The 26,127-nt window shown below is 34.1% G+C and carries 26 protein-coding genes and 1 tRNA gene; 17 read left to right on the top strand and 10 right to left on the bottom strand.

What is annotated here, in order from left to right:
- Nucleotides 1-3: 3 nt before the first annotated feature.
- A complete protein-coding gene (gene orn / locus FcAc13_RS09210) occupies nt 4-555 on the bottom strand; it encodes an oligoribonuclease (protein ID WP_220679986.1) in 552 nt (183 codons plus the stop codon).
- Nucleotides 556-896: 341 nt separating this feature from the next.
- On the opposite strand from orn, the gene rsgA reads away from it, so the two are divergent.
- Nucleotides 897-1,931 (top strand): small ribosomal subunit biogenesis GTPase RsgA, encoded by a 1,035-nt coding sequence (gene rsgA, locus FcAc13_RS09205; RefSeq protein ID WP_187755923.1) that lies wholly within the window; start codon nt 897-899, stop codon nt 1,929-1,931.
- 66 nt (nt 1,932-1,997) lie between these two features.
- Here the strand turns inward: rsgA and FcAc13_RS09200 are convergent, their stop codons facing one another.
- A complete protein-coding gene (locus FcAc13_RS09200) occupies nt 1,998-2,555 on the bottom strand; it encodes an HdeD family acid-resistance protein (RefSeq protein WP_187755922.1) in 558 nt (185 codons plus the stop codon).
- Nucleotides 2,556-2,718: 163 nt separating this feature from the next.
- On the bottom strand, nt 2,719-2,997 hold the full coding sequence (locus tag FcAc13_RS09195) for a helix-turn-helix domain-containing protein (RefSeq protein ID WP_187755921.1): 279 nt from the start codon (nt 2,995-2,997) through the stop codon (nt 2,719-2,721).
- A gap of 169 nt (nt 2,998-3,166) precedes the next feature.
- Between FcAc13_RS09195 and FcAc13_RS09190 the strand changes: the two genes are divergently transcribed.
- The 6 genes from FcAc13_RS09190 to FcAc13_RS09165 all read left to right on the top strand — a co-directional run bounded on the left by FcAc13_RS09190 (nt 3,167) and on the right by FcAc13_RS09165 (nt 8,997).
- Nucleotides 3,167-3,529 carry a DNA-binding protein gene (locus FcAc13_RS09190; protein ID WP_187755920.1) on the top strand — a complete coding sequence of 121 codons (363 nt, stop codon included), beginning with the start codon at nt 3,167-3,169 and terminating at the stop codon, nt 3,527-3,529.
- 252 nt (nt 3,530-3,781) lie between these two features.
- On the top strand, nt 3,782-4,435 hold the full coding sequence (gene proQ / locus FcAc13_RS09185; RefSeq protein WP_187755919.1) for an RNA chaperone ProQ: 654 nt from the start codon (nt 3,782-3,784) through the stop codon (nt 4,433-4,435).
- 24 nt (nt 4,436-4,459) lie between these two features.
- The gene (gene prc / locus FcAc13_RS09180) at nt 4,460-6,556 is read left to right on the top strand and encodes a carboxy terminal-processing peptidase (protein WP_187755918.1); all 2,097 of its coding nucleotides are present in this window, start codon (nt 4,460-4,462) and stop codon (nt 6,554-6,556) included.
- Between the two features lie 185 nt (nt 6,557-6,741).
- Nucleotides 6,742-6,829: transfer RNA gene (locus FcAc13_RS09175), tRNA-Ser, on the top strand.
- A 792-nt stretch (nt 6,830-7,621) separates the two neighbouring features.
- Nucleotides 7,622-8,200, top strand: coding sequence for a D-sedoheptulose 7-phosphate isomerase (gene lpcA / locus FcAc13_RS09170; RefSeq protein ID WP_187755917.1), 579 nt, complete (start codon nt 7,622-7,624; stop codon nt 8,198-8,200).
- Between the two features lie 29 nt (nt 8,201-8,229).
- Nucleotides 8,230-8,997: a class II glutamine amidotransferase gene (locus FcAc13_RS09165; protein ID WP_187755916.1), complete on the top strand. Its 768-nt coding sequence runs from the start codon at nt 8,230-8,232 to the stop codon at nt 8,995-8,997.
- 39 nt (nt 8,998-9,036) lie between these two features.
- On the opposite strand, the gene mdtH is transcribed toward FcAc13_RS09165, so the two are convergent.
- The 5 genes from mdtH to pncB all read right to left on the bottom strand — a co-directional run bounded on the left by mdtH (nt 9,037) and on the right by pncB (nt 14,858).
- A complete protein-coding gene (mdtH, locus tag FcAc13_RS09160; RefSeq protein WP_187755915.1) occupies nt 9,037-10,266 on the bottom strand; it encodes a multidrug efflux MFS transporter MdtH in 1,230 nt (409 codons plus the stop codon).
- A 1-nt stretch (nt 10,267) separates the two neighbouring features.
- Nucleotides 10,268-10,726 carry a methylglyoxal synthase gene (locus FcAc13_RS09155; protein ID WP_187755914.1) on the bottom strand — a complete coding sequence of 153 codons (459 nt, stop codon included), beginning with the start codon at nt 10,724-10,726 and terminating at the stop codon, nt 10,268-10,270.
- 174 nt (nt 10,727-10,900) lie between these two features.
- Nucleotides 10,901-11,947 carry a porin gene (locus tag FcAc13_RS09150; protein ID WP_187755913.1) on the bottom strand — a complete coding sequence of 349 codons (1,047 nt, stop codon included), beginning with the start codon at nt 11,945-11,947 and terminating at the stop codon, nt 10,901-10,903.
- A 265-nt stretch (nt 11,948-12,212) separates the two neighbouring features.
- Complete coding sequence (gene asnS / locus FcAc13_RS09145) at nt 12,213-13,616, bottom strand: asparagine--tRNA ligase (RefSeq protein WP_281382625.1); 1,404 nt, start codon at nt 13,614-13,616, stop codon at nt 12,213-12,215.
- Nucleotides 13,617-13,655: 39 nt separating this feature from the next.
- Nucleotides 13,656-14,858 carry a nicotinate phosphoribosyltransferase gene (pncB, locus tag FcAc13_RS09140; RefSeq protein WP_187755911.1) on the bottom strand — a complete coding sequence of 401 codons (1,203 nt, stop codon included), beginning with the start codon at nt 14,856-14,858 and terminating at the stop codon, nt 13,656-13,658.
- A 131-nt stretch (nt 14,859-14,989) separates the two neighbouring features.
- On the opposite strand from pncB, the gene pepN reads away from it, so the two are divergent.
- The 8 genes from pepN to FcAc13_RS09100 all read left to right on the top strand — a co-directional run bounded on the left by pepN (nt 14,990) and on the right by FcAc13_RS09100 (nt 21,806).
- Nucleotides 14,990-17,602, top strand: coding sequence for an aminopeptidase N (pepN, locus tag FcAc13_RS09135; RefSeq protein WP_187755910.1), 2,613 nt, complete (start codon nt 14,990-14,992; stop codon nt 17,600-17,602).
- Between the two features lie 203 nt (nt 17,603-17,805).
- Complete coding sequence (locus FcAc13_RS09130) at nt 17,806-18,135, top strand: rhodanese-like domain-containing protein (protein WP_220679976.1); 330 nt, start codon at nt 17,806-17,808, stop codon at nt 18,133-18,135.
- A 114-nt stretch (nt 18,136-18,249) separates the two neighbouring features.
- Nucleotides 18,250-19,080: a phospholipid ABC transporter ATP-binding protein MlaF gene (gene mlaF, locus FcAc13_RS09125; protein ID WP_187755908.1), complete on the top strand. Its 831-nt coding sequence runs from the start codon at nt 18,250-18,252 to the stop codon at nt 19,078-19,080.
- A complete protein-coding gene (mlaE, locus tag FcAc13_RS09120) occupies nt 19,080-19,856 on the top strand; it encodes a lipid asymmetry maintenance ABC transporter permease subunit MlaE (RefSeq protein WP_187755907.1) in 777 nt (258 codons plus the stop codon). Before mlaF ends, mlaE begins: the two co-directional genes overlap by 1 nt.
- A 16-nt stretch (nt 19,857-19,872) precedes the next feature.
- Nucleotides 19,873-20,424, top strand: a complete 552-nt coding sequence (gene mlaD, locus FcAc13_RS09115; protein WP_187755906.1) for an outer membrane lipid asymmetry maintenance protein MlaD — start codon at nt 19,873-19,875, stop codon at nt 20,422-20,424.
- 38 nt (nt 20,425-20,462) lie between these two features.
- Entirely contained in the window at nt 20,463-21,122 is a 660-nt protein-coding gene (gene mlaC / locus FcAc13_RS09110; protein ID WP_187755905.1) for a phospholipid-binding protein MlaC, read from the top strand.
- A gap of 27 nt (nt 21,123-21,149) precedes the next feature.
- Nucleotides 21,150-21,419 carry an STAS domain-containing protein gene (locus FcAc13_RS09105; protein ID WP_187755904.1) on the top strand — a complete coding sequence of 90 codons (270 nt, stop codon included), beginning with the start codon at nt 21,150-21,152 and terminating at the stop codon, nt 21,417-21,419.
- 129 nt (nt 21,420-21,548) lie between these two features.
- Complete coding sequence (locus FcAc13_RS09100) at nt 21,549-21,806, top strand: BolA family protein (RefSeq protein ID WP_187755903.1); 258 nt, start codon at nt 21,549-21,551, stop codon at nt 21,804-21,806.
- A 96-nt stretch (nt 21,807-21,902) separates the two neighbouring features.
- Here FcAc13_RS09100 and FcAc13_RS09095 read toward each other — a convergent pair whose 3' ends face one another.
- A complete protein-coding gene (locus FcAc13_RS09095; RefSeq protein ID WP_187755902.1) occupies nt 21,903-22,937 on the bottom strand; it encodes a CobW family GTP-binding protein in 1,035 nt (344 codons plus the stop codon).
- Nucleotides 22,938-22,972: 35 nt separating this feature from the next.
- Nucleotides 22,973-23,170, bottom strand: coding sequence for a YbdD/YjiX family protein (locus FcAc13_RS09090; protein WP_187755901.1), 198 nt, complete (start codon nt 23,168-23,170; stop codon nt 22,973-22,975).
- Nucleotides 23,171-23,385: 215 nt separating this feature from the next.
- On the opposite strand from FcAc13_RS09090, the gene murA reads away from it, so the two are divergent.
- Both murA and FcAc13_RS09080 read left to right on the top strand, forming a co-directional pair.
- Nucleotides 23,386-24,645, top strand: coding sequence for a UDP-N-acetylglucosamine 1-carboxyvinyltransferase (murA, locus tag FcAc13_RS09085; protein ID WP_187755900.1), 1,260 nt, complete (start codon nt 23,386-23,388; stop codon nt 24,643-24,645).
- A 156-nt stretch (nt 24,646-24,801) separates the two neighbouring features.
- Complete coding sequence (locus tag FcAc13_RS09080) at nt 24,802-26,061, top strand: oligosaccharide flippase family protein (protein WP_187755899.1); 1,260 nt, start codon at nt 24,802-24,804, stop codon at nt 26,059-26,061.
- Nucleotides 26,062-26,127 lie beyond the last annotated feature (66 nt).

Below are 26,127 nucleotides of genomic sequence, written 5' to 3'. Positions count from 1 at the left end.
GTTTTATTCTTTGAAAAAATATTTACGATAATAAGCCAATTCAGCTATAGAATCTTTTATATCATCTAGCGCTTGATGCGTACCTTGTTTTTTTAATCCTTTGAGGATATCTGGCTTCCAGCGATGAGCTAACTCTTTAACGGTACTAACATCTAAATAACGGTAATGAAAATATTTCTCCAGTTTGGGCATATAATTAAATAAAAATCGACGATCCTGACCGATGGTATTACCACAAATTGGTGAACAGTTTTCCGGTACCCATTGTGAAATAAAATCAATAGTCAGTTGTTCCGCTTGTTGCTCATTGATCGTACTTTGTTTAACGCGCTCTAATAAACCTGTTTGGGTATGAGTACTAACATTCCAATCGTCCATTAAGGCTAATTGTGAATCGGGTTGTGAGATAGCTAAAACCGGTCCTGATGCGAGAATATTCAGATTGGAATCGGTAATCATTGTTGCGATTTCGATAATACGATCACGATTAGGATCTAAACCCGTCATTTCTAAGTCTATCCAAATCAAATTGTTTTTATTTAATTGTATGGTCATAACTGTTCTTAATTGAATAATGTAAATAGATACGATAAAACTTTAATTATTCTATCACTTTTGGTAGCGTTTTTAGTAAATAAATCTGAAAAGTTATGCCTTTATATTCTTCTTTGATTTAAAAATAGGGTAAGTGATAAACAAATTAATAAAACGATTAAATTGATTATGTACTCAATTGGTAATATCAAAAACGGCTAAAATAGAATTAGCTTGACTGAAAACGGTTGCTTATTCCTTCATAGCAATATACTCTTAAGCAATGGTGGTGATGTTATTCATTAATGTCTACTTGTAAAATGAAATATTAGCTATCTTTTGAAATGTAATAATGAGGATTTGTGGCAAAAAAACGATTATCTAAAGTTCAGCAACGTCGTGTTGAAGCTAAACATGAGCAACGTTTGTTAAGCAATCATGAACAGTATGATGAAAATCTTTTTCTGACTCCTGAAGAAGGAATCGTTATCAGTCGGTATGGTAAGTTAGCCGAGGTAGAAGATAAGCAAGGGCAAAGTTATCGATGCAATATTCGTCGAACACTTGCTTCAATTGTCACAGGCGATCGCGTTATTTGGCGGAAAAGTAGAGATCTGCATACTAATAGTGTGATTGAAGCCATTCATCCACGTCATTCCGAGTTGGTGCGTCCAGATTTTTATGATGGTATTAAAACGGTTGCCGCCAATGTTGATCAAATTATGATTATTTCAGCAGTATTGCCTGAGTTATCTCTAAATATTATTGATCGTTATTTAGTCGCTTGTGCAGTTACAAAGATCGAGCCTGTCATTGTATTAAATAAAATTGATTTGTTAGATAAAATCCAACAACAAGCGGTATTTAATCAGCTAGCTTATTACCAAAGTCTTGGGTATCGAGTTTTATTCATCTCTTGCCTTAAACAACAGGGATTAGAGATTTTTAAGCAAACATTACAAGCAAAAACATCTATTTTAGTAGGGCAATCCGGCGTTGGAAAATCCAGTTTGATTCATCAATTATTACCGCATTTATCTACACAAGTCAGTGTTGGTGAGGTGTCAGACGTATCTGGCTTAGGTCAGCATACAACGACCGCAACGCGTTTATATCATCTGCCAAGTGGTGGGGATATTATTGATTCGCCAGGTATTCGTGAATTTGGTTTATGGCATTTAGAACCACAACAAATTATGCAAGGTTTTAAAGAGTTTTATGATTACTTAAGTGATTGTCAGTTTCGTGATTGTAATCATTTAACCGATAAAAATTGTGGATTACAAAAAGCAGTCGCCAATGGGAAAATTGCACAATGGCGTTTGGATAATTATCATCGTATTTTACAAACAATACGGGACGTAAAAGTTAAAACAAACAAAACCTTTAAGGCATGAATAAAGAAATTTATTAATGGAGCCAAAACCGCAACAAACTATATTGCGGTTTTCTTTTAAAATGATTTAATTTGCTTTCAATCCAAGCCCTATGATCACATAGGCCCAACCCTGAAAAATTAAATCGACTCCTAAAAACATACCTAATATGGTTAAACTGTCTGCAGGCCATCCAAACAGAATGATAAGCCCTAATAATAATGTTAAAATACCTGAAAATAACCACCATCCCCAACGGGGAAAATGACGATTATTTAATGCACCAATACACTGAGTTATGCCACTAGCAGTTAATAAAATGGCAATAATTAAAGTAATAGCAATCGAAGTTGTAATGGGTTGTATAAAAGTGCTTATTCCCGCTATGATGTATAATGCACCAATGATCGCCCAAAGCGTTGTTTGACCAATGCCTTTAGTGCGAAAAGCATGGATACTTTGTGTAATACCAGCGATTAACAGTAAAGAGCCAATAAAATAGGTTGAAAATATTGTGGCAAAAAATTGGTACGTTAGGGCGAATAAACCTAAAATGATTAAAAGAATACCGATTGTCAGAAACCAACCCCAGTTTTTTTTAAGTTGTAAGGTTAGATCGGTTAAATTTTGCGTTAGTGGTGTCATAAAAAATACCTTTGTGGAAAGTTGAATAGCTAAATTAATTTTACGCTAAATTTATAATAGATCTAATGTTTTTATATAAATAATCGATAGTAGCAATAATTATTATTGCTACTATTTAGATTTTTTCGTAATTTGAATAAACGATGTAAAAGAGGGTTAAGTATTAAGATTTGGGATGATTTGTTATTTTTGCACGCAATACACGTTTTATCGGTTTTTTATTTAACATATTTACATAGCGGCTTGGCCAGATCTCTTCTGGTTTGACACCAATTGCATTAGATATGATTAATTCACCTTTGGTCCAAGGTCTAACTAACGCATTATTTAAAGTTGTAGAACTTAAACCTGATTGACGTGATAATTCTGAAAGTGTTAAACCTTGCTTTTTTAATGCGGCAATAATATCGGCACTATGCCAGTCTTGTATGCAATTTTCCATTGGTCTTTTCCTTATTTTCTATCTATGTTATTCTCTATTTTTTATTACTTATTTTAGTAAGTTTTCGTATTTACAAATATAGGTAAAATAAGTTGCTTATAAGTTTATTGTAACATGTTTTCTTAAAAGTTTAATATTTTTTCTTTATTTTCTTAAAGTGAGATGGAAAATGATAAAACAATGGTTTTCTTCAAAAGATTTGATTATGTTCGACGGTCTACCTTCCACTCCTCAAGGTATCAATCGTAAAGCACGTGTAGAGGGTTGGAAAAGCCGAAAACGTAGTGGTATACAGGGAAAAGCGATTGAATATCATATCGATAGTTTACCTGAGTTTGTTAAATCAACCTTACAAGCAAAAGAAATTTCAGCCGCTTATATGGTCGGTGAAATTGAACCTTTGCAGCTCTGGATTTCAGCATTTATAGCCTTAAAAGAAGAGCAGAAAGAATTTGTCAAAACATGGTTAATACACAACGGTATTAATGATCTCATGCGAGTTGTCGAACAACAAATGAACACTAAAAAATAATCAATTTAACTTGATGTAATTATGCTTTTATTGGAATTGAGCATGTAACTTATTAGATAATATTGCTTTTATTATATTCGATTCTTGATAAATCCTTATTACTCGTCTGAGTAATAATAATCAATGTATTATTTAAAATGAATAATATTACAGCTGATATTTATAATAATTATTTGCTAAAGATTTAAGCTAGGATATACTTTAGCATCTAATACTTTAATTAATATAAAAATCGTTGTTATGGAATTCATAATGGATACACAATCAGAATTATCAAGTAGTAAAACAATTATTGCTTTTTTAGCGAATCAGTTTCCTAATTGTTTCACAGCTGAAGGTAATGCCAAACCGTTAAAAATAGGTATATTTCAAGATATTATTGATCGGTTTGCTGATAACGTTCAGTTTAGTAAAACTAAACTAAGACTTGCATTGCGTTTATATACCGCAAGTTGGCGCTATCTTTATTGCATTAAAGAAGGTGCAAACCGTGTTGATCTAGATGGTAACGCTTGCGATACCGTAACGAGTGAACAAGCCTCACATGCTGCAGAATTATTAAAAGCGAGTAAAGCTAAGGTCAAAGCGCAACGAGAAAGTAAAAATAAAGAACAGGCTAATGCCAATCCGCCACGTTCACCGAAGGGAACATCCAATAAATCCGTTGCCCAAAATGTACGTGTATCAACAAAACATGTTACAAATATTAGCCGTCCAAAGTTTAAATCGACACCAAAATTAAATAAACCAACTGTTGAACAATTACAAATTGGTAGTAATGTGAAAATCATATTAGGTAGCAAACCAGTTTCGGCAATTATAGCTAATATTGAAAAAGAAAATATTAAAGTAAAAGTACCTTCTGGTATGGAGCTAACGGTTACAATTGAGCATATATTAGTATAGCTCTTTGTAAAAATGGGATTTTGAATGAAAAAAATAAACCTATATTTGTCTGTAAAAAACTATTTGTACAGTTTAATTATTGTTACTGCATTTTTCAGCATATCAATTCAGGCAAAAGAATATTCAATTAATGAATTACCCAAGCTGGAATCTGATCCTATTCATGAGGTCGTTTCTAAACGTGTCACTAACTACTTTACCCAATCACATTATCGTAAATTTGAATTAGATAATGCTTTTTCTGCTAAGATTTTTGAACGATATTTGAAATTACTTGATAGTAATAAAGCTATTTTTATAAAAAGCGACATTGATATATTTAGAGATAAACAAACTCAATTAGGACAAGAACTGCGCAATGGCGATCTTAAAACAGCTTTTGATATCTATAATTTAGCACAGGAAAAACGTTTCAAACGTTATCAATTTGCTTTAACGCAATTAGCGTTACCGATGAATTTTACCGCACAAGAATCGATAGATTTTAAACGTGAAAATTTACCTTGGCCAACAACAGAAGAAGAATTAGATGATTATTGGCGTAAACGGGTTAAATTTGATGAGCTTAGTTTGGCATTATCAGGTAAAACGGAACCACAAATTAGAGAAGTGTTAACGAAGCGCTATAATCGAATTTTACGCACGTTAGTGCAAAGTAAATCTGAAGATGGATTTCAAGTTTTTATGAATGCATTTGCGCGTGAAATCGATCCTCATACCAGTTATTTAGCTCCGCGTATCAAACGTGAATTTGATTCAGAAATGAGTCTTTCATTTGAAGGAATTGGAGCAACATTAACACAAGAAGATGATTATACAAGTATTACGTCGTTTATTACTGGTGGACCTGCTGAAAAAAGTAAACAATTAAAAGTTGGTGATCGAATTATCGGTGTTGGTCAAAAAGGTAAAACGATCGAAGATGTGATCGGTTGGCGCTTAGATGATATTGTCGATAAAATTCGTGGCCCTAAAGGGACGATTGTTAGGCTAGAAATCTTACCAGCGGGAAATAATAGTAAATCTAAGATCATTGAAATTAAAAGAGATAAAATACATTTTGAGGATCGTGAGGCAAAACTTACTATTAAAGATACTGATCAAGGTAAAGTTGGATTAATCGATGTACCAAGTTTTTATATGGGATTAACTGACCGAGTTTCAAAACTTATCGTTGAGGCTAATGCAAGTCATGTCAAAGGAATTGTTATTGATTTGCGAAATAACGGTGGTGGTTCTTTAGCTGAAGTGATTAATTTAACAGGATTGTTTATTGAAAAAGGACCAGTTGTGCAGGTTAAAGATAATATGCAAAAACTGGTTATTTATGAAGATAATGATTCAACTATTCAGTATGGCGGCCCTCTTGTTGTTATGATAAATCGGTACAGCGCCTCTGCATCTGAAATTTTTTCAGCCGCATTACAAGATTATGGGCGTGCAGTTATCGTTGGCGAAGAAAGTTATGGTAAGGGAACGGTGCAGACCTCACGGAGTATTGCTTATCCAATAGATGCTAGAATGCATCCAGATTGGCCAACATTAGGCGGTATTCAGTATACTATTCAAAAGTTTTATCGCATAAATGGTGGTAGTACGCAAATTAGAGGGGTAACGCCGGATATTGAAATGATACCTATTCACTATGTAGATGATACTGGTGAACGCTTTCAGGATAATGCATTACCATGGGATAGTGTAACCAAAGCAAAATATCAGGTATTATTTGATATTAAACCATTGTTGCCAAATTTAATTCAGCGACATATCGAACGGATAAAAACAAACCCTGAGTTTAATTATATTTTAGCGGACATAAATAAATACAATGATGAAAAAGATAAGCATTATATTATTTCATTAAATAAAGCTGAACGTGAAAAAATTCAAAAACAGAGCGATAAAGAAGAATTACAACGCATGAATGAACGTTTAAAACGAGCCGGAAAACCAGCGATAACCAAACTCGAAGATTTACCGAAGGATTTTAAAGTTGAAGATTCATATTTAGATGAAGCAGTTGAAATATTACTCGATTTGTCAGAAAATTACCCAAGATTAATATCTAAATTGCCGTCAAATGCGGTATCGCTAGATTTTATTCCTCAACTTGATAAATAAAAGGAACTAACAATTATGAATACTGATTTAAAACTTGCTTTATTTACCGTTGTAAGTATTTTTACTGTAATTGGTATTTTTGCTTATTTTGTTGCACTACATTGATAGTTTATTCAGCAACTAGCTATAATAATGGCTTGACCTAATGTTAAGCCAACGTTATAGTATGCACCATCAAAATTGATGGTGAGGTGTCCGAGTGGTTGAAGGAGCACGCCTGGAAAGTGTGTATACGGCAACGTATCAAGGGTTCGAATCCCTTCCTCACCGCCATTATAGAATAACCACATTGATTATAAAGGGATGAGGACCAAGGGGTCGACCAATTCGTCAGGAACGAATTGGAACGTTGCTTTAGCAACGACCTTGCAAAGGCGAGTGTCAGGACGACACGAGTAATCCCTTCCTCACCGCCATTATAGAATAACCACATTGATTATAAAGGGATGAGGACCAAGGGGTCAACCAATTCGTCAGGAACGAATTGGAACGTTGCTTTAGTAACGACCTTGCAAAGGCGAGTGTCAGGACGACACGAGTAATCCCTTCCTCACCGCCATTATAGAATAACCACATTGATTATAAAGGGATGAGGACCAAGGGGTCGACCAATTCGTCAGGAACGAATTGGAATGTTGCTTTAGTAACGACCTTGCAAAGGCGAGTGTCAGGACGACACGAGTAATCCCTTCCTCACCGCCATTATAGAATAACCACATTGATTATAAAGGGATGAGGACCAAGGGGTCGACCAATTCGTCAGGAACGAATTGGAACGTTGCTTTAGCAACGACCTTGCAAAGGCGAGTGTCAGGACGACACGAGTAATCTCCTATCCACTCACATTACAGTATATCATTCCTAATATTTACCAACTGTAACTCTCAATTTTAATAAATAAAGTATACTTATAGCTAACGTTTAAATATCATAAAAGAAATCATTGCGCTATAATAAATTATCAATTGATATTAGAAATATCGTAAAATTTCATTTAAAAACCATTTAGTGAACAAATTATTATTCCTAAATGCTATTTTCCAGAAATTAAAAGGCTGAATTATTATGTATGTTAATGATATTCGCGCTGAGTTAAATCAAGCCGTTGATGTATTAGTTAAATTTGTTGAAGATGATAATAATCTTCAGGCTATTCAACAAGCAGCGTTGTTAATAGCTAATTCGTTTAAACAAGGTGGTAAAGTGCTTTCATGCGGTAATGGTGGTTCCCATTGTGATGCAATGCATTTTGCCGAAGAATTAACCGGACGTTATCGGGAAAATCGCCCTGCCTATCCAGCAATTGCCATTTCTGATGTCAGTCATATTTCATGTGTGGGTAATGATTTCGGTTATGATGCGATTTTCTCTCGTTATGTAGAAGGGGTTGGTCAGACTGGGGATGTTTTGTTAGGGATATCCACTTCAGGCAATTCAACCAATGTTATCAATGCGATACAAGTTGCGAAAGCGAAGGGAATGAAAGTCATTGCTTTAACAGGGAAAGATGGTGGCAAAATTAATGGATTAGCCGATATTGAAATTCGCGTTCCTCATTTTGGTTATGCAGATCGAGTACAAGAAATTCATATTAAAGTAATTCATATTTTGATTATGCTAATAGAAAAAGAGATGGCAAAATAAATACTAAATCCACTCATGAGGTTGATGCGATGTGTGAACTTTTGGGGATGAGTGCAAATGTTCCTACTGATATTTGCTTTAGTTTTAAAGGGTTGGCCCGACGAGGTGGTGACAAAGGGCCACACAAAGATGGTTGGGGTATTACCTTTTATGAAGGAAAAGGTTGCCGCTCCTTTAAAGATCCGCAGCCTTGTTGCTCGTCGCCAATCGCTAAACTTTTGCAAGATTATCCCATAAAATCACAAGTTGTTATTGGACATATTCGCCAAGCTAATCGTGGTAATATTGCTTTAGAAAATACCCATCCTTTTACCCGTGAACTTTGGGGAAATAATTGGACATTTGCTCACAATGGTCAGTTAACAGGTTATGAACGATTAGCAACAGGAGGATTTTTACCTATAGGTCAAACGGATAGTGAATATGCATTCTGTTATTTACTGGCACAATTAACTAAACATTTCCCAGCAAAACCACTTAATTTATTTGATGCATTTCAATTTATAAAACAATGCGCCGATTATCTTAATACGCTTGGTGTGTGCAACTTGTTGATTTCTGATGGCGAATATTTATTTGCCTATTGCTCAACCAAATTACATTGGATTACTCGTCGAGCACCATTTGGAAAAGCAAAATTACTCGATGAAGATGTTGAAATTGATTTTCAAATTCATACTACACCTTCAGATGTTGTCACCATGATCGCTACAATGCCGTTAACTTCTAATGAAGTTTGGCATTCAATTGCTGTAAATCAGGCAAAATTATTCAAGAATGGTGAAATAATTTTTTAAGCAAAAGGTTTTATTGCCATTTATTGCTAACTTAATTTATTAAACTTTATTAAGTTTATTAGGTTGGTTGGTTAAATCTGTTTTACTCATTAATTCTTTATTTTTGAAGAGTATATTTAGATAAATAATGGTTAATGTGCCAATTAAGGATAAAATAATCCAGGGTAATTTGGGTACATCAAGTTTAATGGCAATGTCATGTAACCAACCGGCACCAGAATAGCCAATAAATCCGCCAATTGCTAAGCCTAAACGACTAAAGCCCATATAACTGCCTTTTGCTCTTGGATTGGCTAGCATGGTACTGAGTGTTTCTCTGGCGGGTTCTGCTATGATAGCGCCTAAATAGAAAATAGTAATGAGAATAAATAATAAATCTAATGTGGAGACAAAAACGATAAGTATAAAGCTTATTGTCATTAACAATAAACCACATTTTAATCGTTGATCTAATCGGTAACGTTTTTCACTCCAACGCGCAATAGGATACAGTAATATCAAAGATATGACTGCTTGAATACCGTACATCCATTTTACGTAACTAAGGTTTCCAGAGATATTAGTAACCGTTAACGGTAACATCAACATTACTTGAACCCATAAAATATAATAGCCAGTTAATGACCAAACATAAGATGAAAATAGCTTATCTTTTAGTACATCTTTTAATCCTCTTATCATGGGCGTTTTACCTAATGCAATATGATAAGCAGGTAAATAAAAGATATTAAAAATAGCACAGAGTATGAAAACTAATGCACCTATCCAACAAACGAACTGAAAATCATAATCAATCAGAAAGCCACCGATTAATGCACCAATAACCGCACCCGAATTATCCTCAATCATTAATAATGAGATAAAACGACCTCGTTCATGGGGGCGAGTAAATTTAATGGCAAGTCCCATTCTTGGTGGATCGAAAAGTAATCCCCCTAAAGCTGATAATAAACATGAAAAAATGAGTATCCAGGGTGTTGTTGCTAATGCCATAGCGATAAAGCCAATAGCGCGCAAAAACATACCAATAATAATCATTGGTTTGGCTCCAAATCGGTCAGCAATGGCACCACCAATTAAGCCAAATCCTTGTTGTACAAATTGACGAAATCCTAGTGCAAAACCAACAAATAGCGCACTCCAACCAATTTGGCTAACAAAATGAGCTGAAACTAATGGGAAAACAATATAAAAACCTAACACGATAAATAAGTTATCGAATAATAAAATAACTTTTCCTGTCTTACGTGCCTGCGAAGGGATTGGCATTTTATTCAGTCCGTTCAGCTAAATATTGTTGATAGTCAGGAATATCGATAGTCACTTCGTTCGTGAATATAGGCGATTGAATCAGTGCATTAGCGGTTGCTTGATTGGTGGCGACGGGGATATTCCACACTGTGGCTAAACGTAATAGCGCTTTTACATCGGGATCATGGGGTACGGCATTAAGTGGATCCCAGAAAAAAATTAAGATATCAATTTTTCCTTCCGCAATAAGTGCACCAATTTGTTGGTCGCCACCCATGGGACCACTTAGCATTGTTGTTACGTTTAATTGAGTTTGCTGTTTAATAAGCGTACCGGTTGTGCCCGTCGCGCATAAATTATGCTGCACTAATTGCAACTTATTTTTGGTACACCATTTTAGTAAGGAATCTTTAAGATGATCATGGGCAACTAAAGCGATATTTTTTTTAGTTGATAAAATACGAGTGGTTAATTGCATTTTGATTAGAGTGTCTTAATATTAGTCAACTTGAGTAAACCTTTTATCAAAATTTAATCATTGGTGCAACATCAAACACAAAAATAATTGTGTTATGACCATTTTAAAAACACATTAATGCAAAAAAGGCACCCGCGGAGTGCCTTTTAATATAATTAATTCTATCAGATTTAATTAGAATTGGTAGATTAAACCAAGTGCTAAAGTATCTTTTGTTGCGCCTTTTGCAGTTCCGTCAGTATTAGTTGAGAAAACTTTGCTAGAAAGCTTGTCATCATCAAGTAGATTGATTTTATAATCAACAATAGCAGTTAAGTTTTTGTTGAAATCATATTGTACACCAACTTCAACATATTTCGCGATTTGGTCTTTTTTCTTTTCATCAGTTTTATGTTGAACATAAGCTAAAGAAGGTGTTAAACGACCAACTTCAAAATCGATACCGTATTGTGCAACAAGTTCAAAGCCTTTAACTTTTTCATTGTCATATTTAGAATGGCTGTATAGAGCACCTAAGTATAGGTTGTGTGCATCATATTTCACACCAGCCATGTAAGTTTTAACGCGTTCTTTATCACCAGCTTTAGTTGTAGTCGCATAACCACCACCAACACTTACACCAGTGTCAAGAATAGCATATTGTGCATTTAAACCGTACGCTTCTTTTGAATCACCTTTTGTGCTACTATCAGATTTGTTGTCACCATATTGAACAGCGAAATCTAAACCATCAACTAAACCATAAAAACCGTTATTACGGTAGGTAGCAACTGCATTAGTACGAGCAGATAAAACATATAAACCATTATCAGAAGCATTACCACCAAATTCTGGTAAAACGTCAGTATAAGCAGTGATTGCTTTTAACACACCGTCGTTACGACCGTAGTCGAAAGAACCATATTGACCAAAGTTTAAACCAGCAAATGCATAACGCGTTTCTTTAAAAGAATTTCCGCCTGTTTTAGTTTCCCACTCTGCACGGCCGTAACCAGAAAGTGAATCAGTTACTTGTGTTTCACCAGTGAAACCGATACGCGCAGTGGTTTTATCGCCTTCGCCGTCAACTCCATTGTTGTGATTACCAAGATAGTTTAATGCATATACACGACCGTTTATGCTTAATTTGTTACCATCTTTATTCCAAACTTCGATAGATGCGTTTGCTGCACCAGCAACTAAAAGTGCTGGGATAGCGATAGCTAGTAGATTACGTTTCATTTTATACCCTCATTGGTGTTGTTATTAAGACACCTGCCACTGCTCTATGTATATTCATTGACAGTTTGGTGTCAGTTGTTATGAATGACCACTCAGCATAAGTAGTCATTGTTTGAATATTTATGCGTACAAATTATATTGAATTTTTTTTAAAATCAAGTGAACTTTTCATAAAAGCCGTTGTCTAACCGTAAAACGATGTTTGTTTGCTTAAAAAATAAGCATGCTTTAGCCTGTTTACTACTTAAGCGTGGTCAATTTAATATTAAAAATTAGCATTTCGTGGTGTTCTTGGGAACGGAATAACATCACGTACATTTTGTACACCAGTAATGTAAACAATTAACCGTTCAAATCCTAATCCAAAGCCAGAATGAGGCACTGTGCCATAACGGCGTAAATCGCGGTACCACCAATAATCTTGTTGTTTTAATCCCATTTCTAACATGCGTTTATCTAACATTTCTAAACGTTCTTCACGTTGCGAACCACCAATGATTTCACCAATACCTGGTGCTAATACATCCATCGCCGCAACAGTTTTGTTATCATCATTCATACGCATGTAAAAAGCTTTAATATCTTTTGGATAGTTTTTAACGACTACCGGAGCTTGAAAATGTTTTTCAGCTAGATAACGTTCATGTTCAGAAGCAAGATCAATCCCCCAACTTACTGGATTTTCAAATTTAGTATTACAATTTTGTAAAATGCTAATCGCATCACTGTAATCAACTTGAGCAAAATCTGAATTTATAAAGTTTTCTAAGCGCGAAATGGCTTCTTTATCAACATGTTGGGCAAAAAATTGCATATCATCAGCACGTTTTTCTAACACTGATTTAAAGACATATTTCAGCATATCTTCAGCTAATTTAGCGATATCATTTAGATCTGCAAAAGCCACTTCGGGTTCCATCATCCAAAATTCTGCTAAATGACGCGTTGTATTGGAGTTTTCAGCCCTAAATGTAGGACCAAAAGTATAGACTTTTGAGAGTGCGCATGCATATGCCTCGGCATTTAATTGTCCTGAAACAGTCAGAAATGCTTCTTTACCAAAGAAATCTTTATCAAAGTCAATGTTACCTTGGTCATTTCGCGGTAAATTAACCAGATCTAAAGTTGAAACACGGAACATTTCACCAGCTCCTTCGGTATCGGAAGCCGTAATAATTGGAGTGGAAATCCAATAAAATCCGCGTTCATTAAAGAACTGATGAATAGCATTCGCTAATGTGTGCCGTATTCGGGTAATTGCACCGACAATATTGGTTCTTGGTCTTAAATGTGCAACTTCACGTAAGTATTCAATGGAGTGACGTTTAGCTGCCATGGGATAAGTTTCTGGGTCATCGACAAAACCAAATACTTTAACAGCAGTGGCCTGTAATTCAAATTGTTGACCTTGACCAGGGCTTTCTACGACGATGCCAGTAACTTGTACCGAGCAGCCAGTAGTGAGTTTTAAAACGTCACTTTCGTAATTCGCTAAGGTTTTTTCAACCACAGCTTGAATTGGGTTAAAGCATGAACCATCATAAATAGCTAAAAAAGATATTCCTGCTTTAGAATCACGGCGGGTTCTAATCCAACCTTGTACGGTAATTGAACTGCCTACAGCAATTTTACCTTGTAAAATATCCGTAATCGGTGCGATATTACTCATGTTTGTCATTTCCATTATGCTTTGTCTAGCCTTTAATATTTAATTGTTGCCTGTTACATTAAACGTTTTTTTCAATTCTTCAATAAATCCAATATCATGAGATATCGTTTTTCCCGGACTATCTGATAACTTTGCGACTGATTGTCCGTTACATTCGACTAACTTGATCACAATATTTAATGCTTTAGTCTGAGAATTTAAGGTGGCTGGAATATCACAGGCAAGATGCCCTCCCATACCAAAAGATAGTTTAACACGATTAAAAAAATGTTGATAAATCTTGATTGCTTTATCAAAATTCAAACTATCTGAAAAAACTAAAATTTTTGTTTTAGGATCAATACCAAGTTGCTGATAATGTGCAATGGCTTTTTCTCCCCATTCAATGGGATCACCTGAATCATGGCGTAATCCTTGATAACGATTTGCTAAATCACTATCAAAATCCTTTAAGAAAGCGTCCATAGTAATGCAATCGGTTAAAGCAATGTCCAAATCATGGGGATATTCTTCAAGCCAAATTTGCAATGCCTTGCGCTGACAATTTGCTAAATCATCTGTTAATCGCTGATGCGCTTGGAACCATTCATGCGCTTGCGTTCCTACTGGTTTTAATCCATATTTATAAGCTAATAAATAATTACTGGTGCTGTTAAAGTTTGGAAAATGGTTTTTTAAATAGCAAACTACGGCTTCTTGTACTGCATAAGAGTAGCGTCTACGGCTACCAAAATCCATTAAAAAAAATTGTGACATATCAAAAGCTGCAGTTTTATGGTGATAATTAGCCAATTTAGCTTCGAGATGGCTTATTGCTTGCTCAATACCTACCTTTGGGGTTCTGTCCATATGGGCTATTTCACTGATTACTGCTAATAAAGGGACTTCCCATAAAATTACATCTAACCATCTGCCTTCAATACGAATATAAAGATCACCATTATCATTACGAATGGTAACCAGTCGATGATCAAAATGCCAATTTTTCAACCAACTTAAATAATCTGGTTTGAAATAATTGATTTGATTTAGGTAATTAAATTCATCATCGGTTAAAGAAAGCTGTTCCATAAAATGGATTTGTTGCTTAATGGCTTCGGTATAAATGCCAAGTTTTTCATGATTTCGACAACGAAACTCAGCGGCAACAATAACATTAGGATAATGATGAAATACCGCCTGCTGCATATGTAATTTGTAAGCATCAGTATCTAACAATGATGTTAATATTGGAGATTGCATTTAATTTATAAAGTTCAGAGAGTTGTTCTACCAAATTTGATAAATTATAGCAGAATAAAAATCAAGGAGTATATTATTTCCTAATAAAGCGTAATATACTTTAGTAATTAAGTCGGACATTCGAGTGAATTATGAACAAAAATAGCCCAATAGCAAAATATCGTTTAGATTATAAAAAACCTGATTTCACCATTACTGATATTGATCTTGATTTTAATCTTGCGCCTGAAATTACTACTGTAACGGCACGTAGCCATATTGTGCAACTCAATAAGGCGACGAATACGCTGATTCTCGATGGTGAAGATTTAAAATTATTAGCAATGAATATTGATGAGCAACCATGGCAAGACTATAAAATAACCGCATCTGGCATTGAAATTTATCACGTTCCGAGTGAATTTACTTTAACGATTGTTAATGAAATCAAACCGATTGATAATACAGCTTTAGAAGGATTATATGTTTCGGGCGAAGCATTGTGTACGCAATGTGAGGCTGAAGGTTTTCGCCACATTACCTATTATTTAGATCGACCTGATGTATTGGCACGTTTTACGACACGTATAACTGCAAATAAAAACTCATATCCTTATTTGCTTTCTAATGGTAATCGTATTGCCCAAGGCGATCTTGAAAATAATCAGCATTGGGTTCAATGGCAAGATCCTTTTCCAAAACCGTGTTATTTATTTGCCTTAGTCGCTGGCGATTTTGATATATTACATGATCAATTTATTACTAAAAGTCAACGTAAAATAGACTTAGAAATTTATGTTGATAAAGGCAATTTAGATCGCTCACATTGGGCCATGACCAGTCTTAAAAATGCCATGCAGTGGGATGAGAAACGTTTTGGTCTTGAATATGATTTAGATATTTTTATGATTGTTGCGGTTGATTTCTTTAATATGGGGGCAATGGAAAATAAGGGTTTAAATATCTTTAACTCGAAATATGTGTTAGCGAAACCAGAAACAGCAACAGATAATGACTATTTAGGCATTGAAGGTGTAATTGGTCATGAATATTTCCACAACTGGACAGGTAATCGCGTGACGTGTCGTGATTGGTTTCAACTAAGTTTAAAAGAGGGATTAACGGTTTTTCGTGATCAAGAATTTAGTGCTGATATGGGGTCACGTTCAGTTAAACGTATTGATGATGTAAAAATATTACGTACAGTGCAGTTTGCTGAAGATGCCAGCCCTATGGCTCATCCAATTAGACCGGAAAAAGTCATTGAAATGAATAATTTCTATACTGTTACTGTGTATGAAAAAGGTGCTGAAGTAATTCGAATGTTGCATACTTTACTGGGAGAAGAAAAATTTCAAGCCGGCATGCGACTTTATTTTGAGCGTCATGATGGCAGTGCGGCAACATGTGATGATTTTGTTCAAGCAATGCAAGATGCATCTGGCATAGATTTAACCCATTTTAAATTATGGTACAGTCAGTCGGGAACGCCAGAAGTTACCGTCACAGATCAATTTGACAAATTAAATCAACAGTATATTTTAACCGTTAAACAGACCACGCCACCAACGCTTGATCAAACAGAAAAGCAACCTTTGCATATACCGTTAGATATTGAATTATATGCAAAAGATGGCAGTGTCATAGATTTACAGTATCAAGGTAAATCCATCAATCATGTTCTTAATTTACATCAAACTGAACAGCAATTTATCTTTGATCATGTACAAGAAAAACCTATCATAGCTTTACTACGTGACTTTTCAGCGCCAGTAAAAATACATTATGATTATCAAGATGATGAGTTGATCTTTTTGATGCAAAAGGCAAGTAATGCTTTTAATCGTTATGATGCAGCTCAAATGTTGCTTGCCAAGTATATACGCCTTAATGTGAGTTATTACCAACAAAACCAGGCGATGATGCTTCCTGAAAGTGTTATTGATGGTTTTCGTGCAATTTTGCTCTCAGATACTCTAGATCCGGCATTAATTGCTCAAATTATTACATTACCGTCCGAAAATGAAATAGCCAATTTGTTTGCTGTAGTCGATCCGCAAGCCATTCACGTAGTGCGTCAATTTTTACTGAAACAATTTGCTAATGAATTATATGATGAATTATATGCCATTTATCGTCATTGCTTGTCTGAATATCGTATTGATCATGCGAATATGGCAAAACGAGCTTTGAAAAATAGTTGTTTATATCTACTAGCTTATGCTGATAACAAAAAAGAAGTCAATTTATTAGTCAACAAACAGTATCAACATGCGGATAACATGACAGATAGTTTGGCAGCATTGCAAGCCGCGGTTATGGGGCAATTATTGTGTAAAGATAGTTTATTAGCTCATTTTGATGAACGTTGGTATCAAGATGGTTTGGTGATGGATAAGTGGTTTATATTACAAGCAACTAGTCCAGATCACGCTTTAGATACGGTAAAACAGTTACTGATGCATCGCGCCTTTTCGTTGAATAATCCGAATCGTATTCGTTCACTTATTGGTGCTTTCGTTAATAATAATCCAGCAGCTTTTCATGCGATAGATGGTAGCGGATACCATTTTTTAATTGAAATATTAATCGAATTAAATCTGAAAAATCCACAGGTTGCTTCGCGGCTTATTGATCCGTTAATTCGCTTAAAACGTTATGATGAGCAACGTGCTTCGTTAATGCGTAGTGCACTGGAGCGACTTTTAAAGTTGGATAATTTATCTAATGATCTTTATGAAAAAATTAGCAAAGCCTTAGCATAACCTTTAAGGTTAATTAGATTTCATTAAAGAAAATGTTTAATCATAAATATAGGTGATTTTTTAAAATAGGCATCAGATAACATGCCGTGCGCCATAAAGAATTTTTGTGGCGACTTGCATGCGGTGTTTAAAATAGGATTATGAGATTGTTGTAATGTTTATACTATTAAAAAATTCATATAGCCAATGGAGTAATGCATAATATGATTCAACCTATCTCAAGCCAACAATTAGCACAAATATTAAATCAACAACCTAATGATATCTTTTTATTGGATGTGCGGGAAAATAATGAGGTTGAAATTTGTAAATTGCCACATGCCCATCATATTCCGATGAATCTGATTCCCTTATATTTAAATGAAATTCCCGATGATAAACAAATTATTATTTATTGCCACCATGGGATCAGGAGTTTGAATGTTGCGAATTACCTGATAGCAAATGGTTTTGATGAAACACAAATTTATAATTTAAATAAAGGTATTGATGATTGGGCATTAACCATCGATAATACGATGGTTCGCTATTAAATTTTAAATAGAATTGTTTGTTTATATTAGTTTTATTTTCATAAATTAAAAAGATAATGTAAACTAAATAAGTGATATTGTTAACTGGATGGTCTTTACTTTGAGAAACTACAGATGACAGAACTAAAAAGCAACTCAACAAAATTTGATAATTTGGTTGAAATCCATGATATGTCATTTTATCGTGGGGCAAGACCAATTTATAAAAATATGAATTTGACGGTACCTAAGGGCAAAATCATTGCGATTATGGGACCTTCAGGCATTGGTAAAACTACTTTATTAAAATTAATCGGTGGTCAGCTTAAACCACAATCTGGCAAAATATTATTTGATGGCGAAAATATACCCACTTTATCTCGTTCGCGTTTATATGAAGTTCGCAAACGGATGAGTATGTTATTTCAGTCAGGTGCATTATTTACGGATTTAACAGTATTTGAAAATGTAGCCTATCCTTTACGTGAGCATCTTAACTTGCCTGAACCCGTGTTACGTAATTTAGTCTTAATGAAATTACAATCAGTTGGATTACGAGGGGCTGCTAATTTAATGCCTTCTGAATTATCAGGTGGTATGGCAAGGCGAGCAGCATTAGCTCGTGCCATTGCTTTAGATCCCGATCTCATTATGTTTGATGAACCATTTGCTGGGCAAGACCCCATCTCAATGGGTGTGATTGTTAAATTAATCGCTGAAATAAATCAATCGTTAGGATTAACTTGTATTGTCGTTACCCATGATGTCAATGAAGTGTTAAGCATTGCAGATTATGCATATATTGTTGCTGAAAAACATATTATTGCCGGTGGTACCTCAGAAGAACTGCGCCAGAATGACGATATGCGCGTCAAACAGTTTTTAGAAGGTTTAGCTGACGGACCAGTTCCGTTTCACTATCCTGCTGAAGATTATCTAACTGATTTAAGTCGAGGTATATCTTAATGTTAAATATTCTTGCCAGAATCGGGCAATCGGGAATTAATTTTATTGCCTTGTTTGGTCAAGCCGGAATCATGTTATTTGGTGCATTGGTTGGCAAACCTGAGTTTAAAAAACAGTTTCCCCTTTGGGTCAAACAGTTTTATTTTGTAGGTGTGCAATCACTAACAATTATTGTGGTTTCTGGTTTATTTATTGGCATGGTTCTAGCATTGCAAGGTTATTTTATTTTAACCACATTCAGTGCTGAAGCCAGCTTAGGTATGTTAGTCGCTTTAGCGCTATTACGCGAATTAGGACCCGTTGTTGCCGGATTACTGTTTGCCGGAAGAGCGGGATCAGCTTTAACGGCGGAAATTGGTTTAATGAAAGCAACCGAACAGTTATCTAGTATGGAAATGATGGCCGTTGACCCTTTAAGAAGAATTATCGCTCCACGTTTTTGGGCAGGATTCTTTTGCTTACCTTTTTTAACTGCAATATTTATCGCTGTGGGTATTTTAGGCGGTGCTTTAGTCGGTGTTGATTGGAAAGGTATCGATTCAGGATTTTTCTGGTCATCTATTCAAAATAATGTTGATTGGTGGCATGATACTGTCAATTGCTTCATTAAAAGTTTTGCTTTTTCAATCGCAGCCACTTGGATTGCATTATTCAATGGCTATAATTCTTTACCAACCTCTGAAGGGATCAGCAAAGCCACTACCAGTACGGTTGTGTATTCATCATTGGTTATTTTAGGGTTAGATTTTATTCTAACTTCATTAATGTTTAGTTAATCGAGGTCACATAAACATGAGTCGCAAAATCGAAATCATGGTTGGATTTTTTATGATTATTGCTATCTGTTCAATACTGTTTCTATGTTTCAGAGTAACGGATGTCTCTACATTTAGTCAAAATTCAACTTATCGGGTCTATGCTATTTTTGATAATGTTGGTGGTTTGAAAGCACGTTCACCGATTAAAATTGGTGGTGTTGTAATTGGAAGAATAGCTAATATCACTTTGAAAAATTATAAACCTTATGTCACGATGGATATTGATGCTAACTATGATCGTATTCCAAGTAATAGTAGTTTATCAATTAAGACTTCTGGTCTTTTGGGCGAGCAATTCATTGCTATTAGTTTAGGTATCGCTAAAAGCTCCGAAAATGAACTTGATATTGAAGATGCTCAGGATCGTGGTATAAATGAAGATCCATCTGTAAATTTCGAAGAAAAAATACCAGATTATTTTGAAGAAGGATTTGTTATTCATAATACTTCGCCGGCAATGGTAATTGAAGATTTAATTGGTCAATTCTTGTTTAGCTCTGGTAATGCAAAAGATAAAAAAGCTTAAATCAAAGAATACCGTTTTAATTAAGAGGATAATGATAAATGTTAAAGAAATGTATTTGTATTTGTTCCCTGTTTTTAGCTTCTTTTGTTATGGCAGCTGAAGCTGATTTACAAAATCCTTATCAAAAAACTCAAAATGCAGCAGATAAAATCTTTGTGGCGATTAATGAACAAAGTGCTCAAATAAAAAGTAATCCTGACATTTTAAAAAATGTGGTAAGAAGTGATTTATTACCTTATGTTCATGTTAAATATGCTGCAGCTTTATCATTGGGCGATAATTATAAAGATGTATCCAAAGAGGATCGTGAAGCTTATTTTAACGTTTTTGAAAAATACTTGGTTCAAGCATTTGCTCAAGCATTATCGATGTATAACGGTCAAACTTATCAAGTTGAAACTGAAAAAGATATCAGTGGCAAAAATATCGTTTCAGTACGGGTGCTATTACTTAACCCAGACAAAACTCAGCAACCTATTCGATTAGATTTTCAATGGCGAAAAAATACGGCGACAGGTGAATGGCAAGCTTATGATATGGTGGCAGAAGGCGTTAGTATGATCACAACGAAACAAAGCGAATGGTCGACCGTTGTTAGACAGCAAGGTATTAAAGCTTTAATTGCTCAATTGCAGTCACAAGCTAACCAAAAAATTGATCCAAATGCTAATCAAAGTAAAAGTACCATTTCAAAATAACATGTTTTAGGGTAAGGAGTTGTTGTTATGCAAGTAATTACAGTACAAAAACAAGATAAAATATTACATCTTAGTGGCGTATTGGATTGCGATACACTTAATCAACTTTGGCATAACAGAACTGAGCTTCTTAAGGATATTACAGGTATAGATGTGTCAGCGTTAAACCGTGTTGATTCTGCCGGTTTAGCGCTATTGACTTATTTTTGTATTAAACAAAACATTAAATTAATTGCAATAAATCAGCAGCTTAAAACATTGATCGTGCTCTATGATCTTGATGCGTTATTAGTTTAGATTTACTCTTAAAGTGTTTTAAGTATAATAATGTTTTACCATAAATTGATTTATAATAATTGAACAAGTATCTAATATTATTGGTTCAATTAGTTCAAATTTTAAATAATATAAGCGTTGTTTTCTGATATGGATAAGAAAGAAATTGAAGAGAAGTTAAAACAATCACTCAATTTAGATGAGGTATATGCTATCACTGATGATGGAAGTCATTTTCAAGTGATTGCCGTAGGTGATATGTTTGCTGATTTAAGTCGAGTAAAAAAACAACAAGCAGTCTATGCTCCGTTATCCCCTTATATTGCGGATAATCGTATACATGCTTTATCAATTAAAACTTATACACCGGCGGAATGGCAACGTGAACGCAAGTTATTGGGACTTTGACACTAAATTGTTATAATATTTTATATAATTATTTTTCTCCTTAGCATTATCTTACGCGCCCATTTAAGGGCGTATTTTATTCATTCGGTAGTTTTATTAATCGGCAATAGTCGCTAAAAACTGTTGTTTTAATTCTTCAAAAGGCAATTTACGGCTAATCACAACGAATTTAGATTCTTTTGGCGTTATGTTATCCCAAGCAGACCCATAATCAAATCCGACAACTTTATGTACTCCTTGTATAATTAATTTCTGTGATTGATTTTTGATTGCTAAAACGCCTTTATAGCGCAACATATCATTACCATATTGTTCGATCAGTTTTTCAATAAAACTGCCAATTTTTTTGAGATCTAATTCAGTAGCTTCAAATAAATAAGAGAAAATATTATCATCATATGATTGATATGAATGTAATTTTGATGTAAAAGGTGTAAATTTAGTTACCAACTGTTTACTCATATCGACTGTAAAAAAACCTTTACTAATCGTTAATTCATCATTTAAATCAAAAGTATGTAAATCAAGCCATTGTGTTTTGGCAATTTGACCATGATTAGCTTCAATGATCATGGCCTTATTATTAATCGCATTGATTCGAGCTATAACCGATAATTTATCTGCCGTTTTAACACGATCTGTTTTGGTTAAAATAATACGATCAGCAAAACCGATTTGTGAAGCGGCAACACGATGATTTTTTAAGTGTGTTGAGATGTGTTCACAATCTACTGTAGTGATAACGGCATCAAGTTGAATTGTTTCACGGATCACATCATCAATAAAAAAGGTTTGCAAAATAGGGGCAGGGTCGGCAAGACCAGTTGTTTCAATAATTAAACGGTCAAAATTAATTTCACCGGCTAATCTTTTTTGATGTAGTTGATGTAATGCAGTAATTAACTCGCCTTGTACACTACAACAGATACAACCATTAGTCATTTCAATGATATCGATATTGGTATCGTGTTTTAATAAACCACCATCAATATTAATCGGACCAAATTCATTTTCAATTATCATAATTTTCTCATTATGATTATGATTTAGTAAATGATTTATTAAAGTCGTTTTACCAGAACCTAAAAATCCAGTCAGAATAGTCACCGGCATGTGATTTGTTATTGTCATTATTGGCCTTTTTAAATTTGTTTGAAATGACTAAATCAACAACATTTAAAGCCGCCTTTACCACTATATTTGGCTTCTTGACGTTCTTTAAAAAACGCTTCATATGTCATTGGTTTTTGATCAGGATGAGTTAATTTCATGTGTTGTACATAATTATCATAATCGGGAATACCGATCATTAATTTAGCTGCTTGACCGAGATATTTTCCTGCTTTAGCTAAATCATCAAACATTTTGTTTTCCTTCTATATCGCCATGAGGTGAATATTAACATTTTTTTTAAATCTAATCACTTGCTTCGTTTTGAAAAATGCGATTGAAAAAATATATTTTTTATTATTAAACATACATTTTCATGTTTTAATTAAATTAATAATTACAGATTTTGTTATTCCATTTATAATGATGTATCGTTTCATGGTCATTGCATATAAAAGATAATTATTTTATGGATAAATTTAAAATCATAGGACCAACCTCTTTAAATGGTGAGGTAATCATTTCTGGCGCTAAAAATGCTGCTCTACCTATTTTATTTGCTTCTTTGTTAGCAACAGAGCCCGTTGAAATAAAGAATGTTCCTAAATTAAAAGATATTGATACTACCTTAGAATTATTAGAGCGTTTAGGTGTGAAAGTTGAACGAAATGATGGTATTCGAATTGATGCCAGTCAAATTAATCATTTTTGTGCGCCTTATGAATTGGTTAAGACGATGCGTGCTTCGATTTGGGCATTAGGTCCGTTAGTAGCCAGATTTGGTCAAGGTCAAGTTTCTTTACCTGGCGGATGTGCTATTGGTGCTCGTCCAGTTGATTTGCATATTTCTGGTTTACAAAAATTAGGTGCGACAATTCATCTTGATGAAGGGTATGTTAAAGCGACAGTCAATGGTCGTCTTCAAAGTGCACACATTGTTATGGATAAAGTGAGTGTAGGTGCTACGGTAACTGTCATGTGTGCAGCGACTTTGGCTGAAGGGACAACCGTTATTGAAAATGCTGCTTGTGAACCAGAAATTGCAGATACTGCGAAATTCTTAAATGCCTTAGGTGCAAAAATTACAGGAGCAGGGACTGAGCATATTACGATTGAAGGTGTTGATAAAATTGGTGGTGGTGTTCATAAAATTTTACCAGATCGAATTGAAACGGGTACTTATTTGATAGCAGCAGCAATTTCTAAAGGTAAAATTACTTGTCGTAATACTGCACCGTCTACATTGGATGCGGTAATTGCAAAATTACGTGATGCGGGTGCCGAAATTGAAACAGGTGATGATTGGATTAGTCTGGATATGCGAGGCAAACGCCCCAAGGCTGTAAACATTTATACCGCTCCTCACCCAGGCTTCCCAACCGATATGCAAGCACAATTTACATTACTTAATATTGTTGCTGAAGGAACAGGTATCATTAAAGAAACAATTTTTGAGAATCGCTTTATGCATGTTCCAGAATTGATTCGAATGGGTGCAAAAGCTGAAATTGAAGGTAATACGCTTATTACCCATGGCGTTGAAACCCTAACAGGTACTGAAGTCATGGCAACCGATTTACGTGCTTCTGCATGCTTAGTTTTGGCTGGTTGTATTGCTAAAGGGACAACCATTGTTGATCGTATTTATCATATTGACCGTGGCTATGAGGCAATTGAAGAGAAATTAAGTATTTTAGGGGCAAGTATAACAAGAATTCATAATTCGTAAAATAGAAGAAATTCTTAACAATTAAATCATAAAAGACTTTTCTGATTTAAAATTGCAGAAATTGTAAGGAACAAATTTTTATAAAATTTTGTGACTAAATTAACTGTCTCCTTGGATTGGGAAAAATATAAAGTGTTGGATGAGATTAATTAATTTATGATTAAATTGAGTGTTATTAAAACCAAATTATCTGAAAATCAAGGGATTTTTGAAAATTTTTTATTTTTATCTTTAACACAGTTATTTAATTTCTTATATCCTTTAATTACTTATCCTTACTTAATTAAAACACTAGGCGCCACTATGTTTGGTTCGGTGGTATTTGCTCAATCGCTGTGTAGTTTTTTTTCTTTAATGATTGATTGGGGATTTGAAGCAACAGGGACTAAAGCAATATCAATTCATCGCAATGATAAACAAAAGCTATCTCAGATCATCTCAACTATAATGATCACAAAATTTTTCTTATGGATTACACTCTTTTTTTTCTTCCTAGTAATGATTTACTTTATTCCTTTTTTACATCAATACCAACTGCTCTATATATTTACTTTTTTCTTAACATTTAATGAACTGCTTTTACCAATCTGGTATTTTCAGGGTATCGAAAAAATGAAATATATTACTTATTTAACCATAGTGATTAAGTGTATATTTTTGATCGCGATTTTTTTATTTATTCATCAGCCTGACGATTATCTTTATGTACCTTTATTGAATGCAATAGGTATCTTCATTGGTGGATTAATAGCATTGTTTATTATGATAGTTAAACATAAAAATAATTTCTCATTCCAACCAATAAGCCAAATAATCCTTTATTTAAAGGATGGATTGCCGATTTTTATTTCTAATATAGCTGTTGCTGTCAAGGATCGTTTTAATATACTATTCATTGGTACTTTTTTAGGTATGACTGATGTGGCTATTTACGATTTAGCAACAAAAATTATGAATATCTTTATGCAATTGATTGTTGTAGCTAATAATGCTATTTATCCCAAGGTCGCAAAACAAAAGAATATGCAATTTGTAAGGCAATTTATATACTTATCTCTTATAGGGGTAATAAGTTTAATTATATTAATACAACCTTTTTTACCTTTCATGCTTGATTTTTTATCAAAAGGATTAACCGGGACACTTTTACCAACGGAAATTTTATTATTATCTCCAATTATTTTAGCTGTTAGTGTTCCATTAGCGCGTAATTGTTTAATTGTTTTTGGTTTATATAATTTTGTACTTAAAAATTGTTTTTTTACAACAATATTTTATTTGTTACTAATATTTGGTACCTATATTTTAGTTGGTTTTAACGCAGTTTATCAATTTACGATCATAGCTGTTTTGACATATTTATTTGAAATTACTCATCGATTATATTTTTGCCAAAAACAAAAATTCTTCAAATAAAATAATCTATTAATAATCATTTTTATAAAATTTAAATTTTATTTATATTTAGTTAGTTCCTATAAT

Origin of the sequence: Frischella japonica, assembly GCF_014489845.1 — a bacterium.
Lineage (GTDB): Bacteria > Pseudomonadota > Gammaproteobacteria > Enterobacterales > Orbaceae > Frischella > Frischella japonica.
This window is presented reverse-complemented; position numbering and strand designations above follow the sequence as displayed.